Source organism: Micromonospora violae (assembly GCF_004217135.1).
Taxonomy (GTDB): domain Bacteria; phylum Actinomycetota; class Actinomycetes; order Mycobacteriales; family Micromonosporaceae; genus Micromonospora; species Micromonospora violae.
Map to the genome: position 1 here is coordinate 383137 of NZ_SHKK01000001.1, position 15547 is coordinate 398683.

Annotated in this window: 16 protein-coding genes and 1 pseudogene; 5 read left to right on the forward strand and 12 right to left on the reverse strand. The window is 68.3% G+C overall.

Annotation, left to right across the window (positions count from 1 at the left end; genetic code table 11):
• The first annotated feature begins 59 nt into the window (after positions 1–59).
• Positions 60–233, forward strand: coding sequence for a hypothetical protein (locus tag EV382_RS32530; RefSeq protein ID WP_165435681.1), 174 nt, complete (start codon positions 60–62; stop codon positions 231–233).
• A 291-nt stretch (positions 234–524) separates the two neighbouring features.
• On the opposite strand, the pseudogene EV382_RS01745 reads toward EV382_RS32530, so the two are convergent.
• The 3 genes and pseudogenes from EV382_RS01745 to EV382_RS01755 form a co-directional block, all read right to left on the reverse strand.
• Positions 525–797, reverse strand: a pseudogene (locus EV382_RS01745) (hypothetical protein); the annotation flags it as partial.
• Between the two features lie 15 nt (positions 798–812).
• Positions 813–2276, reverse strand: coding sequence for an NF041680 family putative transposase (locus EV382_RS01750; protein WP_130399899.1), 1464 nt, complete (start codon positions 2274–2276; stop codon positions 813–815).
• A 113-nt stretch (positions 2277–2389) separates the two neighbouring features.
• On the reverse strand, positions 2390–2737 hold the full coding sequence (locus EV382_RS01755) for a CbrC family protein (protein ID WP_130399900.1): 348 nt from the start codon (positions 2735–2737) through the stop codon (positions 2390–2392).
• Between the two features lie 417 nt (positions 2738–3154).
• On the opposite strand from EV382_RS01755, the gene EV382_RS01760 reads away from it, so the two are divergent.
• Entirely contained in the window at positions 3155–3727 is a 573-nt protein-coding gene (locus tag EV382_RS01760; protein ID WP_208758287.1) for a hypothetical protein, read from the forward strand.
• A gap of 123 nt (positions 3728–3850) precedes the next feature.
• A complete protein-coding gene (locus tag EV382_RS01765) occupies positions 3851–4399 on the forward strand; it encodes a hypothetical protein (RefSeq protein ID WP_130399902.1) in 549 nt (182 codons plus the stop codon).
• A 1009-nt stretch (positions 4400–5408) separates the two neighbouring features.
• On the opposite strand, the gene EV382_RS01770 is transcribed toward EV382_RS01765, so the two are convergent.
• The 4 genes from EV382_RS01770 to EV382_RS01790 all read right to left on the reverse strand — a co-directional run bounded on the left by EV382_RS01770 (position 5409) and on the right by EV382_RS01790 (position 9315).
• Positions 5409–5885 carry a hypothetical protein gene (locus tag EV382_RS01770; RefSeq protein WP_130399903.1) on the reverse strand — a complete coding sequence of 159 codons (477 nt, stop codon included), beginning with the start codon at positions 5883–5885 and terminating at the stop codon, positions 5409–5411.
• A 203-nt stretch (positions 5886–6088) separates the two neighbouring features.
• A protein-coding gene (locus tag EV382_RS01775) for an IS3 family transposase (RefSeq protein WP_244236501.1) occupies positions 6089–7218 on the reverse strand; the annotation gives its coding sequence in 2 pieces (ribosomal slippage) (positions 6089–6970 and positions 6973–7218; 1128 coding nt in all).
• A gap of 253 nt (positions 7219–7471) precedes the next feature.
• Positions 7472–8518, reverse strand: coding sequence for a zinc-dependent alcohol dehydrogenase family protein (locus tag EV382_RS01785; protein ID WP_130399905.1), 1047 nt, complete (start codon positions 8516–8518; stop codon positions 7472–7474).
• 374 nt (positions 8519–8892) lie between these two features.
• Positions 8893–9315: an acyl-CoA thioesterase gene (locus tag EV382_RS01790; RefSeq protein ID WP_130399906.1), complete on the reverse strand. Its 423-nt coding sequence runs from the start codon at positions 9313–9315 to the stop codon at positions 8893–8895.
• 186 nt (positions 9316–9501) lie between these two features.
• Here EV382_RS01790 and EV382_RS01795 point away from each other — a divergent pair, with 186 nt between their 5' ends.
• Positions 9502–10371: a hypothetical protein gene (locus EV382_RS01795; RefSeq protein ID WP_130399907.1), complete on the forward strand. Its 870-nt coding sequence runs from the start codon at positions 9502–9504 to the stop codon at positions 10369–10371.
• A 210-nt stretch (positions 10372–10581) separates the two neighbouring features.
• Here EV382_RS01795 and EV382_RS01800 read toward each other — a convergent pair whose 3' ends face one another.
• A complete protein-coding gene (locus tag EV382_RS01800) occupies positions 10582–11103 on the reverse strand; it encodes a hypothetical protein (RefSeq protein ID WP_130399908.1) in 522 nt (173 codons plus the stop codon).
• An 838-nt stretch (positions 11104–11941) separates the two neighbouring features.
• Positions 11942–12400: a hypothetical protein gene (locus tag EV382_RS01805; protein WP_130399909.1), complete on the reverse strand. Its 459-nt coding sequence runs from the start codon at positions 12398–12400 to the stop codon at positions 11942–11944.
• 184 nt (positions 12401–12584) lie between these two features.
• On the opposite strand from EV382_RS01805, the gene EV382_RS01810 reads away from it, so the two are divergent.
• A complete protein-coding gene (locus tag EV382_RS01810; protein ID WP_130399910.1) occupies positions 12585–13049 on the forward strand; it encodes a hypothetical protein in 465 nt (154 codons plus the stop codon).
• Between the two features lie 309 nt (positions 13050–13358).
• Here EV382_RS01810 and EV382_RS01815 read toward each other — a convergent pair whose 3' ends face one another.
• The 3 genes from EV382_RS01815 to EV382_RS01825 are packed head-to-tail and all read right to left on the reverse strand — an operon-like array spanning position 13359 to position 15439.
• Positions 13359–14342 carry a sporulation-delaying protein SdpB family protein gene (locus tag EV382_RS01815; RefSeq protein ID WP_130399911.1) on the reverse strand — a complete coding sequence of 328 codons (984 nt, stop codon included), beginning with the start codon at positions 14340–14342 and terminating at the stop codon, positions 13359–13361.
• Entirely contained in the window at positions 14276–14794 is a 519-nt protein-coding gene (locus EV382_RS01820) for an SdpA family antimicrobial peptide system protein (RefSeq protein ID WP_130399912.1), read from the reverse strand. Before EV382_RS01820 ends, EV382_RS01815 begins: the two co-directional genes overlap by 67 nt.
• Before the next feature lie 6 nt (positions 14795–14800).
• Positions 14801–15439, reverse strand: a complete 639-nt coding sequence (locus EV382_RS01825) for a sporulation delaying protein family toxin (protein ID WP_130399913.1) — start codon at positions 15437–15439, stop codon at positions 14801–14803.
• Positions 15440–15547: the final 108 nt, after the last annotated feature.

The window sequence follows — 15547 nt, forward strand, 5'->3', positions numbered from 1 at the left end:
TTGGGCCAGGTTCGGTTCCAGCCCACGTGTTTGGCGTACGTTGTCCGTACAATCGGGTGATGAGTGCGAAGGCGGAGCGGCTGCATCTGCGGGTTGATGCCGAGCAGAAGGCGCTGTTAGAGGCGGAATGCGGGCGCATACGTTGTGTCGAATTTCGTAGCGGTCGCGCCGGCCGGCACTGGCGATTGGTTGGGGATTCGTGTCTGAGAATGGTGTATGTCGTGGCCAAGTGAGCTTCCTTGACCAAGAGGACGGCAGTGTTCGGTATGAGTCGGATGACTTCTACGAATTCGCCTCCACAAAGGGACTTCAGATAGGCCACTGATATCGATTGAGTAGATCGTCTGGTCAGTGCCGTCACCACTACTGTTCGTCGTGACGTCGTAATCTGGTGCGTCGGCGTACGTGGTGGTTTGCGGGGGTTGCTGGCAACCACTTGGAGTGCATGCAACCACCTGGATGTGAGCAAGTTCTGTTGTGGATGGACGCCACGCTCGTGGCTCGTAGATGACGGCTCCCGGGCGAGGCCGGCTGGGTTGCTCGGTGGCGCGGATGCGCCAATACGCCGCGACCAGCAGCACCCGATCGGCGAGGTCCAGGGCCCACTGCCGGCCCGGCCGACCGTCAGCGACACCGTCACCGCCACGCTCGGCGACCACCCGGACCAGCGTGCGGAACTGGTCGGGCTGCAGCCCGGTGAACGGAAAGATCCACTCCGAGTGAGCTGCCGTGATCACCTGAACCCCGGCATCCTGCCTGATCGTCCTCAACAGACAGACACCAGGGTTACGAGACATCCCTTAGCTTGATCTTTAACCTGTGCGGCGTGGCCGGGAATTGACAGTCTTCGTCTTCTTTGTGGCCGATGTTTTGGCGTTCGTGGTGGTCGCGATGTGGACGTCGTATCGCGGGGTGGGGTGGGTGTTGCGGCGGCCGGGTGGTCGCCCCGGGCCTGGCCGGGCGGGTTTGGGTGCACCGGCCGGGCAGGTCGCCTTCGCGCGGAGGTGCCGAAACCCTCGGCGGACGCGGGCGGGTGACAGACGCTGCGGTGGTGCGGGTTGCTCCCAGGGGCGGCGCAGGTCGGCGGCGAGGGCGCGGGCCAGACGGAGCTGGGTGTAGGCGGCGAGGATCAGCCAGGTCCATAGGTCGGCGGCTTGCGGGGTGCGGATCTTCGGGCAGGTCCAGCCGAGGGTCTGTTTGAACAGGCGGAACGTGTGTTCGATGTCGAAGCGGCGTAGGAACGTCTGCCAGAGCAGGTTCACGTCATCCGAGGTGGCGTCGACGCCGGACCACCACAACCACACCGGCTTCGGTGTCGCGCCGCTGGGTAGGTGGTCGACTTCCAGGCGGATGACGGTCCCCTCGATGACCGGCAGTACTTTAGCCGCGGCGGTCCAGGCGGATCGGTGGGTCAACCGAGGGTGCAACCGATCCCAGGCGCGGGCCCACGCCGTGCCGTAGAGACGGGTGTCGGTGACCGTGGCCGCGTCGGGCTCACCCCAGGTGGCGGGATCACCGAAGACGAACTCGCCGCCGTGGCGGGGCGGACGGCCGACCGTTCCCGGTCGCCGGGGAGGCGCTGCCCGGCGGAGTACCCGGTCTGAGCGCATCCGCGCGAGGACCTGCACGGGCAGGTCACGCAGGAGGAAAGCCAGTCGAGGTGCGTCGTAGCCGGCGTCGGCCACGACCAGAATGTCCAGATCCCCGAGCCGCCACTGTCCGGCCGCGATCAGCCGCCCCACGATGTCTCGCAGCTGCCCGGCGGTGACCATGGCCGCGTCATCACCAGGCGCCAGCCGCACCGCGTCCAACGGCGCGGTCCACGAACTACGGCCCGACTCCAGGGCCACGACCATCGAATACGGCCAGCCCGGGATCATGATGGTCTGATCCTTTCCGCGTCCGTAGGTGTGACACAGGATCCGCTGCGGTGAGGTGTGCGCGTCCGGCCGCAGCCAGCAGGTGATGTCGACCGCCAGGACGAGACGGCCGTCGGCTGCCCGGGGCAGCGGCACCCCGGCGAGAGCAGTGCGCAACCGGTCAATGTCCAACTTCCCGCAGGCGAGGGCGTCATACAACGCCCCGTGACCCCGGCGGTGCTCACCCACCAGCGACAACTCCACCAACGACCGGACCGGCCCATCGGCGCACAACACCGCGTCGGTCAGGTCGAACAACGCGTCAGCCCGAGCGGTCAAGCAGTCGTAGAACTCCCGCCGGAACCGGTCCAGGTCCCCGACGGCATCAGCCGGACCACGGTCATGCACACTGGTCACCAGAACAGCCCTTGGTTATTGATGTTCTTCCCTAGACAAGAAGATCATCAACCAAGGGCTGTTTCCGTGATCGTTCGGGGTCCCCGCGGGACCTCAGAGGGTTAAAGATCAAGTTAGGGCCATGACTCTTGCTGCCAACCGGTGAAGCCAGGGGTCCGGCGAGTGATCTCCTCGATGACGTGGTGCGGCACGTCGTGAGGCACGTCGATCGCGTCACTGAACTCGGCAGGCATGTCCAGGATGTCGCTGCCATCCGTGGCGACGGCAACGACGCCGAGTGCCCTGGAAGCCTCCCCGGAGTAGATGCAGTGCAGGCAGAGAGTCTCGGGTTGTCCGCCGTAGATCGGTCCCCGGTAGCGGATGTGCCGAAGTTGCCCGCAGACGCTGCATTCGTGCTCAATCCGCATCGCCGAGCCCGTGGCCAAGGGATCAGGCTGGTATCGAAACACCGGCTCGGTCACGAGCCCATCATGCCAACTATTGGTCACAGCCCCGACAGGGCTGCTGGTCCTACCACCTCGCGCACGCCTTCAGGCCCGGTTGGAGGACCGTCGATCTGGTGGGTTCGATGCCCGTCGGCGCCCTGTTTTGCCGCGACCCGCGGTCTATCTGTGGGGACTGAGCCTCGTCAGACGGCGACGGGGCCGATGAGACTGTCATTGGTCCTCTGTGTTGAACCGCTGCCGGCGAAGCCAACGTCCGCCTGCCGCCGTCGCCAGCCCGCATGCTGTGGGAGGGACGCGGGTGCGGACGACTGGGATCATGGGCCGATGATGCATTCGTTCCATCTCGCGCTGCTTCCGCCGGCCTTGACCTTGCGCACACTGCGTCGCAGGCCTCGGGCGGCTGGGCTGCGGCACGCCGAATGCCTCGCGCTCATGCGACTCGGCTCCCCGGCGTTGTCGGTGGAACGGATGCAGCTGCGACGCCTTGCGATGTTCGCCGAATGGGACGACGAATCGGCGTTGGAGCGGTTCCTCGCAGACGACGATCTAGGGCGGCAGCTCGACGACGGATGGCATGTGCGACTGCAGTACCTGCGGCGTTACGGCGAGGTGGCCGCCCTCGCCGGCCTGCCGGTGCAGGCGGGCCGGTGGGATCCGCAGGAGCCTATCGTGGCCGTCACCCTCGCCCGGCTCAAGGCTCTCGAACTACCCCGGTTCCTGAAGTGGGGACGGCCCGTCGAACGCTCGGTCGCCGGTCACCCCGGCACCACCTTCGCCACCGCAGCGGTACGCCCGCCCCACACGTTTTCCACCTTCACGATCTGGCGCAGCGTCCGCGAGATGACCGACATGGTCCACGGCCGCAGCGCCGTCCCACAGGCCCATACACACACCGTCGCCATGGCTGAACAGCACCGCCGGGACTTCCACCACGAATCAACGTTCATGCGGTTCCGCCCTCTGTCCGAACACGGCACCTGGGAGGGGCACACCCTTCTCCCCTGAGTGACTCGAGAACCACGCTTGATCAGATGCACACACATGCCGCTGGTCGCGCGGTCACGCCGAAGGTCGGGCGCCTTGCCGGGCAGACGCATGTCGGTTGTGGCGCCCGTGCACCATCAAGGCATGAGCGCGTTGATGGACCAACTGCCGGCTTTGCTCGGCGTCCTCGTCGGAACAGGCGGGACCATCCTCGCCACCTTGATCGCGGACCGCTCGCGGTGGCAGCGCCAGCAGGCGGCTCGGTGGGACGAGCGCCGGCTTCAGGCGTACGTCGAGTTCGCCAACGCAGTCAAGGAAGTGCACACGTACGCGCTCCGGATCGCCAACCTGAACGCGCTTCGTCACGGTGTCGATCGTGAACACGCCCTGGCCAGGATGGAAGAGGCCGATATCCGGCGCACAAAGACATGGGAGAGTGTCCTCCTCCTGGGCGACGCCACATCGATCACTGCGGCCCGCGAGTGGCGCGCCGCAGTGACGGACATCGCCCGTTACGCCCGCGGCATGACTTCCGCGGGGTTCGAGCTGGCTGCTGGGCTCGGCCATGCCAACGAGACACGCGATCGCTTCTACCAGGCGGCCCGGGCGAGTCTCGGCATCCGGGGATCGGCCGTGCCCCAGTCGGACTGGCTGGCGGGAAAGTTGGACATCCGCACACAGCAGGACGCCTGAGCGAGCGGTACGCGTCGGCTCTCGCCCTGGAGAGCCCGTCGGGATCGACTCTTCGTTGCGGCGGTCTCCCGCCTGATGGCAGAGCGAGCAGCACGGCGTAGCACACCAAGGTCAGATACACCCTTCCGCCGCTGATGAGGCGCGGTGATCGTGGGTGTGCTTCCCGATCGACCGATGCGGCTGAGGGAGCCAGCGCTGGTGCCGACCGTAGCGCTGGGCCGGCAGGTCACGAGCGGTCGGCGGCCCGGTGCGAGCCCGGTCTAGGGGGAGCAGGTTGGGAGCAGCGGGCTGCCCTGAACGGCCGTGAACTGCGCGCAACGGCATCGAACGACGCTGAACTGCACCCACCCCTGCCTGCGGCTCCACGTTGCCGCAGGTCAGAGTCGGCGCGGCGTCCTGTTTCACCGCGGAGTACTCAACGCCATTGGACGGACTTCAACGGTTCTCTATCTCGCCTGATGGGGGAGTGTGAGCAGGTCAGCGCGGTAACGACCTGGTGTGGTGGTTGGGCCTTGCGTTGGGAGCAGATTGGGTGCAGCTCGGCGAAGTGGTCACCGTAGCGAAGAGGTCACCCAGGTGCGTCCTGGCCAGGCCGCTGACCAGCAGCGCTGGTGCGCTCCGGAGCGGTTGACCTCCCAGTGAACGTCGAAGTGGTCAGGCGTCTTTGCTCCCGGGCCGCGGGCGCCGGCCGGCCGGTGTCTGGGGTCGCCTAACGTCACGCCCGTCGGTGTGCTGCAGGTCGAGGTGAAGCGTCGCGGAGGGCTTGCTGGGGCACGCCGTGGTTCCGTCATCTGAGACACCGATCCCACGGGCAATGCCCTGACCAGGCCCTTCAGACTGGAGACATCTTCGGTGGATCCGAAGGCGTCAGCATTGGCGTGCCCGCGCGGAGTGCTCGCCGTCGCTGTCGCCTCCGTGGCTACCGGTTCCTCCGTGAGTACTCGGCGTGCAATGCGATGTAAGTCCGGCGTTGGTCGAGGAGGCTCCGAGATTCGGGCTTGTCAGGCCGTCAGGCAGGTGCCGAGGCGTGCCAGAGGCGAAGGGCTCGATCGCGAAGCGGCTGGGAGAGTTCGCGCGAGTCCTTCATGTCGGCCAGTACGTCGCGCAGATCCCGGGTGGGCCAGCCGGCGTCCAACCAATCGAGCGCCAGTGTCGGCCAGTAGCTTCCCCATGCGGTGAGCGCGAACCGCACGAGGGCGGGAAGCGGTGTGTCGGTGACAGGCACGTCAGACAGTTCGGCACTGACGTCGCTCGGGGTGCGTTCCAGCAGTGGCAACAGCCACACGAGCCGGTGCCCGGCCGGGTAGACCAGCCCGTCGGCGGCGCCGTGGATTAGCCAAGTGCCGACATCATCCCGTACGAGGAGCAGGCCGTTGTTGATCTTCAGCCTTAGGTGGAGACGATCATCGGCAGAGCCCATGATGAACAGCCTGTCATGCCGCGGAATGCTCGTCACCGAGCGCAGTCCGCGCCGGTCGTCGGGCATCCGGAGGTGCTGGGAACAGTGCGGATGCCGGCGCTCGCGGGATCAGGCCCCGTCAGCAGAGCCTGTGGCCGTCTCTGTCTGGGTTAGCCAGTCCAGGCACCACCGGTCGAAGGTTAGCCGTTGGCCAGCCGGATCGGTCAATGGCGACAATGGCATCTCACCTGCTCGGCCGGGTCTGCTGCACCGATAGGTGACAGTTTCAGTCACGCGGCCTGACTGGCCGGTGGGGTCATGATGGTCTCGTACTCGATTGGGGTCAACCGGGACAGGGATCGTTGGCGTCGGCGGCGGTGGTAGGTCCGTTCGATCCAGGTCACGATCGCGGTCCTCAGCTGCTGCCGGGTCGTCCAGGTTCGGCGGTCGAGGACGTTGTTCTGTAGCAGGCCGAAGAAGGATTCCATGGCGGCGTTGTCGCCGGCGGCGCCGACGCGGCCCATCGACCCGGTCATGTGGTGTTGGTGGAGGGCTCGGACGAATTTCCGGCTTCGAAATTGCGACCCTCGGCCGGTGTGCAGCACGCAGCCGGCCACGCCACCACGGCGGGCTACGGCGTTGTGCAGGGCGTTGACGGCCAGCCTCGATTTCATCCGTGAGTCGATGGAGTAGCCGACGATCCGGTTGGACCACACGTCCTTGATCGCGCACAGATACAGCTTGCCCTCACCGGTGCGGTGCTCGGTGATGTCGGCCAGCCACAACCGATTCGGGCCGTCGGCGGTGAAGGCCCGCTGGACCAGGTCGTCGTGCACTGGTGGGCCTGGCTTGCCGCCCTTGCCCCGACGCTTGCGCTTGCTGAACGCGCTGAACCAGCCCATACCGGAACAGATTCTCCAGGCGGTGCGCTCGACCATCGGCTGGCCGGCAGCGCGGGCCTCATCGGCCAGGAACCGGTAGCCGAACTCCGGGTCATCACGGTGGGCGTCGAACAACGCGTCCGTCCGATACGCCTGCGCCAGGTCGGCGTCGGTGACACGGCGGGCACGCCACCGGTAGTAGGGCTGACGAGCGATGTTCAATACCCGGCACGTCACCGCCACGGGTACCCCGTCGGCGGCCAGCTCGCTCACGAGCGGGTAGAGCCTTTTCCCGGCAGATTCGCCTGCGACAGGTACGCCGCGGCCCGACGCAGGACCTCGTTCTCCCGCTCGAGCAACTTGATCCGCTTACGGGCCTCCCGCAACTCGGCCGAGTCGCTGCCACTGACGCCAGGCGTGGTCCCAGCGTCGACGTCGGCCTGGCGCAACCACTTGAACAACGTCATCGGATGGACCCCGAAGTCCTTAGCGATCTGCTCGACCGACACGCCCGGATCACGGTCACGGGCCACCCGCACGACGTCGTCGCGGAACTCACGAGGGCCACCCGAGGGTGCACGTCCAGGTCCGCCAGGAGCGAGGCGCAGGTCCGCCGGGCGTGATCCGCCGCCGTGATCGAGGCTGAATCTCCACAGTGGCACGTACATTCGAGGTCGCGCTCGTCAGTCTCTACACACACGAGGTTGAGGTCGCCTGTCGCCGCGACGGCAAGCTACGCCGCGGCCTACGCCCATGTGGGGCGTACCCCTGGCCGACCGAGCGTCGCCCTGGTCAGGGCTGGACGATGCACATCCCGCCGGGGGCGGCCCGGTCCATCGCGGCCAGGGCGTCGGGCACTTCGGCGAGCCCGATGGTACGGGTGATCAGCTCGGCGGGGCGCAGCACGCCGGCGGTGACCAGCCGGAGCAGCTCCGGGTAGGCATGCGCGGCCATGCCATGGCTGCCCCGCAGTTCCAGCTCGTACGCGATTACCAGGTCCATCGGCAGGGCCGGGCGGCCCTGGGCGGCGGGGAGAAGGCCGACCTGCACGTGCCGCCCGCGCCGGCGCAGGCTCTCGATCGAGGCAGTGCAGGTGGCGTGGCTGCCCAGGGCGTCGAGTGACAGGTGGGCGCCGCCGCCGGTCACCTCACAAACGGCTGCGGCCACCGCGCTGGGTCCGGTGAGGGCAGCCCCGTCCAGACACACCGCGGCCCCGAAACGGCGGGCCAGCTCGAGTGCGCCGGGGGCAACGTCGACCGCCACCACCCGCGCGCCGCACGCCGCTGCGATCATCACCGCCGACAACCCCACACCGCCGCAGCCGTGCACCGCCACCCACTCGCCTGCGGCGACCCGCCCCTGACCGACCACCGCCCGGAACGCCGTGGCGAACCGGCAGCCGAGCGCCGCCGCGGCCGGGTAGCCCACCTCGTCGGGAAGCCGGACCAGGTTGACGTTGGCGTGTTGCACCGCCACGTACTCGGCGAACGAGCCCCAGTGGGTGAAGCCGGGCTGCGTCTGCCGCTCACACACCTGCTGGTCGCCAGAGAGGCAGGCCGGGCACTGCCCGCACGCGCAGACGAACGGCACGGTGACCCGGTCGCCGAGGCGCCAGCCGCGTACACCGTCGCCGACCGCCGTGACCACGCCGGTGAACTCGTGGCCAGGCACGTGCGGCAGGCGGACGTCCGGGTCGTGTCCCTGCCAGCCGTGCCAGTCGCTGCGGCACAATCCGGTCGCCTCGACCCGGATGACGGCACCCCCGGGCGGCGGCACCGGGTCCGGCACGTCGCGGACCTCGGGTCGGGCACCGAACTCGTCGAAGATCACGGCACGCATGCGCCGCATCCTCACATGTGCGAGACGACCGGTCGACGGCAGCCCGCCGGGGTGACCGGGCCCGGCGGCCCGCATCGACTTCGCCCATGGCCGGATCACCACCAATGCCGTACCGGCCCTGCGCAGCGGCGGGCCGGTCAGCTTCCTGGTCGGTCCGGACCGGGTGGTGATCCGGCCGATCGAGGCGGTGCCCGGCTACGGGGTGCCGGACGGCGAGGCGGCGACCGAGATGACCGCGAATTCGCCACAGGGGAGTGGCGCTGCCCGGCCCGGACCCGACGTCGGTGTGGGGTGACCGACGAGGAAGGCGGCAGGGGAAACGTCGGGATGGGCGTAATGCCGGTGCGACCCGACCTGCTGGGGGAGACCTGCGTTCAGAGGTTGAGCGGCCCCGGGTCGCTGGCCAGCTCCCGGAACCGCTCGCGCGGGTTGGCCACCAGCCGCCGGGCGGACAGGTCGAGCAGGCCACCTACCCCGGTCAGCGTCGCCACCGGGGTGCCGTCCGGGCGGGCGTAGTCCTGGTCGATCTGGAAGGTCTTGCCCTCGCCCCAGCGGAACCCGCAGGACACGTCCACCTCGTCCGCGCCGCGCAGCTCGCGTAGGTAGCGCACGGTGACCTCCAGGGCGACCGGCCCCACCCCGCTGGCGATGAGCCGCTCCTGTGAGATGCCGGCGGCGCGCAGGCACTCCCACCGGGCGTGCTCGCCGTACTGGAGGTAGACGGCCTGGTTCAGGTGGCCCTGGGTGTCCAGCTCGTAGCCACGAACGGTGATGCGCACCCGGAACGGATCTGCCATGAGCGGGAGCGTAGCGGGGCGCGGTGACACCGCCGCCGTTCACCGCGCCGCCATGGCCACGGCGCTCGTGGCCGTCACCGCCACGCCCGTGGACAGGACCTGCCGTCCACAGCCGGTTCAGCACGAGTGCACGCCCGGCTTGGCCTGTGGACGGGAGGAGCCGTCCACATGATGCTGTGAGGATGCTTGCCAACCACCTTGGTGATGATCTTAGGTCTCATCGTGGCGATGGTGGCGGGCAACAGTTGGCGCTGGTGGCTGACTACGGGCGGCGCGGCGCTTGCGGTTCTGCCGCTCGGGCAGGGTGCGCCCATGGTCGTTGTAGTGGCGGCGATCTGCGGCTTGGTCGTGGTCGGGGCCTGGGCGTGGGGTACCCGTAGCGGCCGTGCCATCGGCGTGGCTGTCGGCGTCGTCTTCATCGCAGGGCAGGCCGCCGCGTTCGCCGTCTCGCAGTGGCCCCGGGGCTCGGTAGCCGCGCCATGGCTTGACTGGTTCGGGGTGTGGTTGCTGGTCGGCGTCGTGTGCCTGGCCGCGTTGGTCATCGATCGGAGCCTGCACGCCGTCTCCACCCCTCACCTCGACGGGCGGAACCGGACGGCGGGCGAAGTTCAGTGGGTTGCCTCGATGGCGACGTTGGTAACGGTGGTGCTGCTGTGCGGCTGCGGGGTCGGCGTGGTCGTCTTCGACGGCGACGGCAGGCTGCGGTTTCCTACCCGCGAAGATGAGGTTCTCCCACTGCCGGCGTCGCTGCGCCTGGTGTCGGCCGACACGTGCGCCGATGGTGGCAGCAGCGGCAACTGCACAGCCGAGTTCGTGGTTATGGCCGCCGATGGTGCCGACAGGGCAACGACCGTTACTCGGCTCGTCGAGCATCTCAGCAGCCGCGGTTGGCCGCTTCAGCACGAAAATGGCGTCTATCGCGGTTCCCGGGAGACGGGCGGGATCCTGAACTGGACAGCGCACAGGATGTGGCTGTACGCCGACGTCGAGCCGGCATTGGTGCTGCGACCGGCGCAACCGTCGGACGCGGTTGTCATCTACATCGACAACCTATGACACGGTTGCCGCGCCTCGACCAGTACGCACTCTTCTGCCGCGTACCGCGCGGGCCGGATGCGCCTCGCCGCGGTTGATGACCTCGGCAGGAACCTGCGCCTCCTGCCACGCGCCCCGAAACTGAGTCACCGGCGGCATGTCGAGCAAAACGCCGTGAACACTGACCGATGAGCGCGCTCGTCTGCGCAGATCCGTCGGTGGCCGGTGTCGTTACGAACGGACGAGATCGTGGGCCCGGGCCAGGTCGTCACTCCAGGGCATGGCGTGGTCACGCTCGAACGCCCGATACAGCCGGTCGCGGACCGTTTCGCGGCGCAGCCAGGCGGTTAGCAGGGTTGGCCTCCGGTCGGCGAAGTTGAGTCCGTTTACCGTGTCGGCCAGGTGGTGATCTGCCGCCGAGTTGAGCGTGACGTCCCAGACGCCGAGGAATCGGGTGACGCTCTCGCCGCCGGCAACGACCGCGTCGAGGAAAGTGGTCGGGTCGAGGAACGACCCGACCTGAGACGGGTACGTTCCCAGCAGCGACCGCCACACCGCGTCGAGGTAGCCGTCAATGGCGTCCTGCTCGGGTGCGGGCCAGGTGCGCCACTGCTCGCGAGGCAGCTTGCCCAACACGATGGATGGGTCGAGTTCCGTGGTGGTGATCATGCGGTCCAGCAAGAGGGGCAGCAGACTCTTCAGGTCGTCCCGGCTGCCGACCGTGTTGCCGAGGCTGATGCTCAGAGAGAACAAGTCATGCTCGTCGACCCGCGTCTGCCTCCGGCAATGTGGGCAGCCATCGAGCACCGCCCTGCGCGGATACCGGACGAACGCCTCCTGAAGCTGTGCGATCGCCGCACGAAGATCCCCGTCCACCAACCGATCCTCGCAGCCCGCACCGACTCACCATCGGCAACCTCGGGAGGAGCACGGCCACCGCCTCGTGGACATGCTCGGCAGGGAGGCGAAATTCCCTCTCCGTCTCGTCCCGCTGTCGCAAGAAAATGCCCAGGCCCCCGACTAGCCGCGGACGACCGCGGCCGTGAGCGACCCACAATGTCGTTGTCTCGCGGCAAGGCCCGGGGCAGCACGATCGCGCCGGGCATGTGCCAGCCCCAGCGCTCGATCAGGCCTACCTGCCGCCGGCCCTGCCCGAACCCGAACCCTGCACCGGGGCCGGTTACCGAGCGTGGCGCAGCCTGATCAGGTCTTTGGGGTGTCCTGAACGGCATTGAACTGCGTCCAACGGTGTCGGACGTCCAGCTGCGCTCCTGCCTGCGGCTCTACACTGCCGCAGGTCAGAGCTGGTCTGGCGTCCTGATTCGGAACTCCCCACCAGATTGTGAAGGGTACGGGCTGGCCGGCCATCGATCCGTCGCGGTTGAGTGCGTACGCCGCGAGCGGCGAGCAGCCCTGGCTCCGGGTCATCGGCTTGGCAACCAAGGTGCCCCGGGAGGCGAAACGTTGCACGCTGGCGGGAAGCCAACGCCAACTAGGACCGTGACCTGCCCAAGCTCGCCAGTTCGCGGATCATGCTGATCAGCTCAGGAGAGCGGGGACCACGTTGCTGTAACACCGTCTTGAGGTGCTCCTAGGCGTTACTCCCAGCGAACTGCATGCTCGGCCCTCTCGCGGGCAGCACGATGCCCACGTAGGCGCGCCGCTCATCCGTGGTCTCCACCACCGCACCGTCGGAATCCACGCCCCACGAATGCTGCCGCCAGAGTTCGTCGGCGGACAGTGCGTAGCCCGTGCCGATCGACTCGATCGCACCGTCGATCCAGCACACCGCGACGTTGCGATGACACTTGCCGGCATCGCCCTGCACGCATTGCACCGCGGAGCCGAACGCAGACCCGCTGGCAAGCAGTTCCTCAAGATCGAAGTCGGGCCTGGCCGGCGGAACGACGAGTGAGCCGCCAAACGACAACAAAGTCCCGCACCAACTCCGCCAACGCTGTCTGTAGCCCGCGTCCACGCCGGCGTAGGTGTCAACCCGGTCTCGGTAAAGCGACAGCAAGCGCTCGCGCTCGTCGCTAGGTAACGCCACCGGCAAAGGGTACAGCGGTACCGGGGCCACATGATCACACCGACTCATTTGCCGCTGGGCGCTCGGATGCGCTACGGGCGACAACCGCGAAGCTGACCGCCGTCAACGTCTGGTGCTATACGGCACGAACCTGGTTCGCATCCAGGCACACAGGCTGTCGTATCCCTGTGGTGAAGTGCGTGCCATGGGTGTGCTGTACGACTACTTCCGAGCCAAGGATGACGCTGCGGCTGTCAGGTTGATGAAGGACTTCGAGGGCGGACCTTTCGCTGCCAGCCGCAGCGGCATGGCTGTGGATGCGGTTGATCTGAAGGGCATCGAGCCGGCCGTGACCCTCGGCAAGCTGGTGAGCCTGGTTCGACAGGTCGACTGGAATGTGAGCCTGGTCGACCTTGAGTTGTTGTGGAGTGGGGACGAGCAGGAGGGGCCATGGCTGATGTCGCTGGACCGGGCCGCGCGGGACACCCTCGCCGCTGTCAGCCACGGCCAGGTGCGGGAGTTGTCGGCGCAATGGGGGCGGATCGAGGAACTGGCGTGGAGTGGGCCGCTGTCTGACGACGAGATGCTGCCGGTCATCGAGAAGGTTGCCGCCCTTGCTCAGCGCGCCCGAAACGCGGGCGAGGACCTGTACTGCTGGTGCTGCCTGTGACTTACAAGCAGGCGGTACCGGGCCCGGGCAGGGGAGCAGACTGGGAGCAACAGGGTGCCCTGAACGGCCTTGAACCGCGTCCAACGGCACCGAACGGCGCTCAACTGCACCCACCCTTACCTGCGGCTCCACGTTCCCGCAGGTCAGAGCCGGTGCGGCGTCCTGTTTCACACCGAAGAGGTCGCTGGTTCGATACCAGCATCGCCCACTCTCAGTCGGGCTGTCTTCATGCCCGCGCCACGCCCAACGCCAAAGCCAAGTGACGTTGGAGTACTAATCCGCGTCGAAGTGCTCGGGCCCACAGGCCGCCTACCGACTTGCTCGACGGGCACCACCCACCCGCGCCACCACGATCGCTGGCAGCCTGACCTGGTGTCCCACGGGCAACAGGTAGAGCAGCAGCGCCCCACTCATCGCGAGACCGAAGGTGACCAGCTCCAGGACGACCGCGATACCGACGTGGAACACCAGCCCGGCGACCAGGAGCAGGCGGCGCAGCTCGGCGGGCATCAGCCGGGCGAGGGCCAGGGCGAACTCCAGCACGAGCACCGACCAGGTGAACAGCGTCACCCCCACTGCGGAACCGGTGACCGCCTCGATGAGCGGACGCAGGAAGTCGGGTGGCTCGTAACCGGGTGTGCGTAGCCAGTAGAACATCGCCGTACCGTCGGCCCACTCGGTGACGCCGAGCTTCGCGATGCAGGCGTGCAGATACACGACGGCGACCTGGAGCCAGACGAGGACCAGAGCGGCGTACGCGACCACTCGGCCGGCGCCGATCGCGGTGCCCGCCGGGGGCGGTTGCCAGTGCCACCGCCGGGGGTCGGTGAGGGCAATCGGAAGCAGCAACAGGCTGAGGGTCGCGGTGATGTGGTCACCGCCGTCCAACGCGGACAGGTTCGCGATCACGCTCCACGAGATGTACCAGTGCGGCAGTGCCGTCCAGCGGGGCCGCCAGCCGCTGGCCACCACTACCAGCACGGCGATCGCCACCCACGCGGCGTGCTGCCCCTGCCGGGCGGGCAGCACGCACCAGATGCCGGCGGCGGCCGGCCCGGTGCAGTCCTCGGCGCTGTCCATCGACAGCAGGACCGCCGGCGGGTTGACCAGTAGGGTGGCGCAGGTGCCGGTGGCCAGCAGCGTACGGGCCAGCCCGAATCCGCTCGACCAGGGCGCGACGGCCAGGGCGGGTCGGCAGCGCCGGCCGAGCCGGGCCAGCCACCGGTCTAGCAGGTCACCGTGAGCCGGGCCACCCGGGATGGGAGCACGGTCGGCAGGTCGTTCCAGGCCCATGGCAGTACCTCCTGAAGGACGATCCCGACGTCGGCGCAGAGCGTGCGTACGGTGGCGGTGTTGGCTACCGCGGTGGCCGGGGCGGCGGCCAGGCAGGTGGAGGGTTCCCCGTCACACCGGGTCCACGAGGTTCCGTCGAGTCGGCGGGTCAGCAGCGAGATCTCGGCGCTGCGGGCACGGTCCCGCTTGTCCAGGCCGGCCGGGCCGCGGCTGCTGCTCGAGGCGGGCCGCCACCGGCCGTCCCGATCCGTCGTGTAGGCCACCGGGCTGGGCCGGCGGGGGTCGCGGGTGAAGAACGCCCAGCCTTCCGGTACGAGTGCGCGGGCCACCGTCCGGCCGGGCGGGGCCGGCATCGCAGCCACCGGCAGCACCGCCCTGGTGAGGTAGCCCACGAGGAGCATGGCGACCACCGCGATCCCGGCGATCCACCGGCCCAACCGGGTGTCGTCCACGGTCGACTACCCGGCTCGCAGGTCGCGGGCGATGGTCGCGATGAACTGGTCCTGCACCAGTTTGGCCCGTGGCGCTGGGTTGCCGGCCATGTCCCAGGACCAGTCGGCGAAGCCACCGGCGAAGACGGCCCGGATCGTGCCGACCTCCAGCGGGGTGCGGTTGTTGTTGTCCATGTCGATGTAGGAATCTGCCCGGACGACCTCGTACGCGTTCTCCAACAGGGCGTCGTTTACCAGGAGCACGGCGGAGTCCACGGTCTCCTTGCCGAATGTCCGGTTGAACACCTCGCGGGCCAGTGCGACGAGGGTGACGAGCCCGTCGCGCACCACGACCGGGTTGCCGCTCTGTACCCGTTGCCCGATCATCACGTCGGACCAGGTGCCCCGGCGGGTCAGCTCGGCGTTGAGCGCGCTCTGGGCGTACCGCAGCGCCGATGTCCACCGGGTCGGCGGGCGCTGCAGGTAGACCAGTCGGAAGGCAGCCGGCCCGTCGTTGAACAGGATCGCGTCGGAGAGTTCCGTGGCCCGGTGTCGCGGCGGTGGGCCCGGCCAGCCGGGGTCGGCCTGTCCGCGCGCCCCGAAGCCGAGGGAGACCGTTGCCAGGGCCAGCACGAGCAGGCCGAACCAGATCTTGCGATGCATCATGACTTCCTCCCGCACAGCAGTGACTCTTCCGGAGCACCCTGCGCCCGGCCGTCCCCGATCGATCCCCGGCTCGTCCCCGGCGGCGCCGAAACACCACGGAACAGAGCC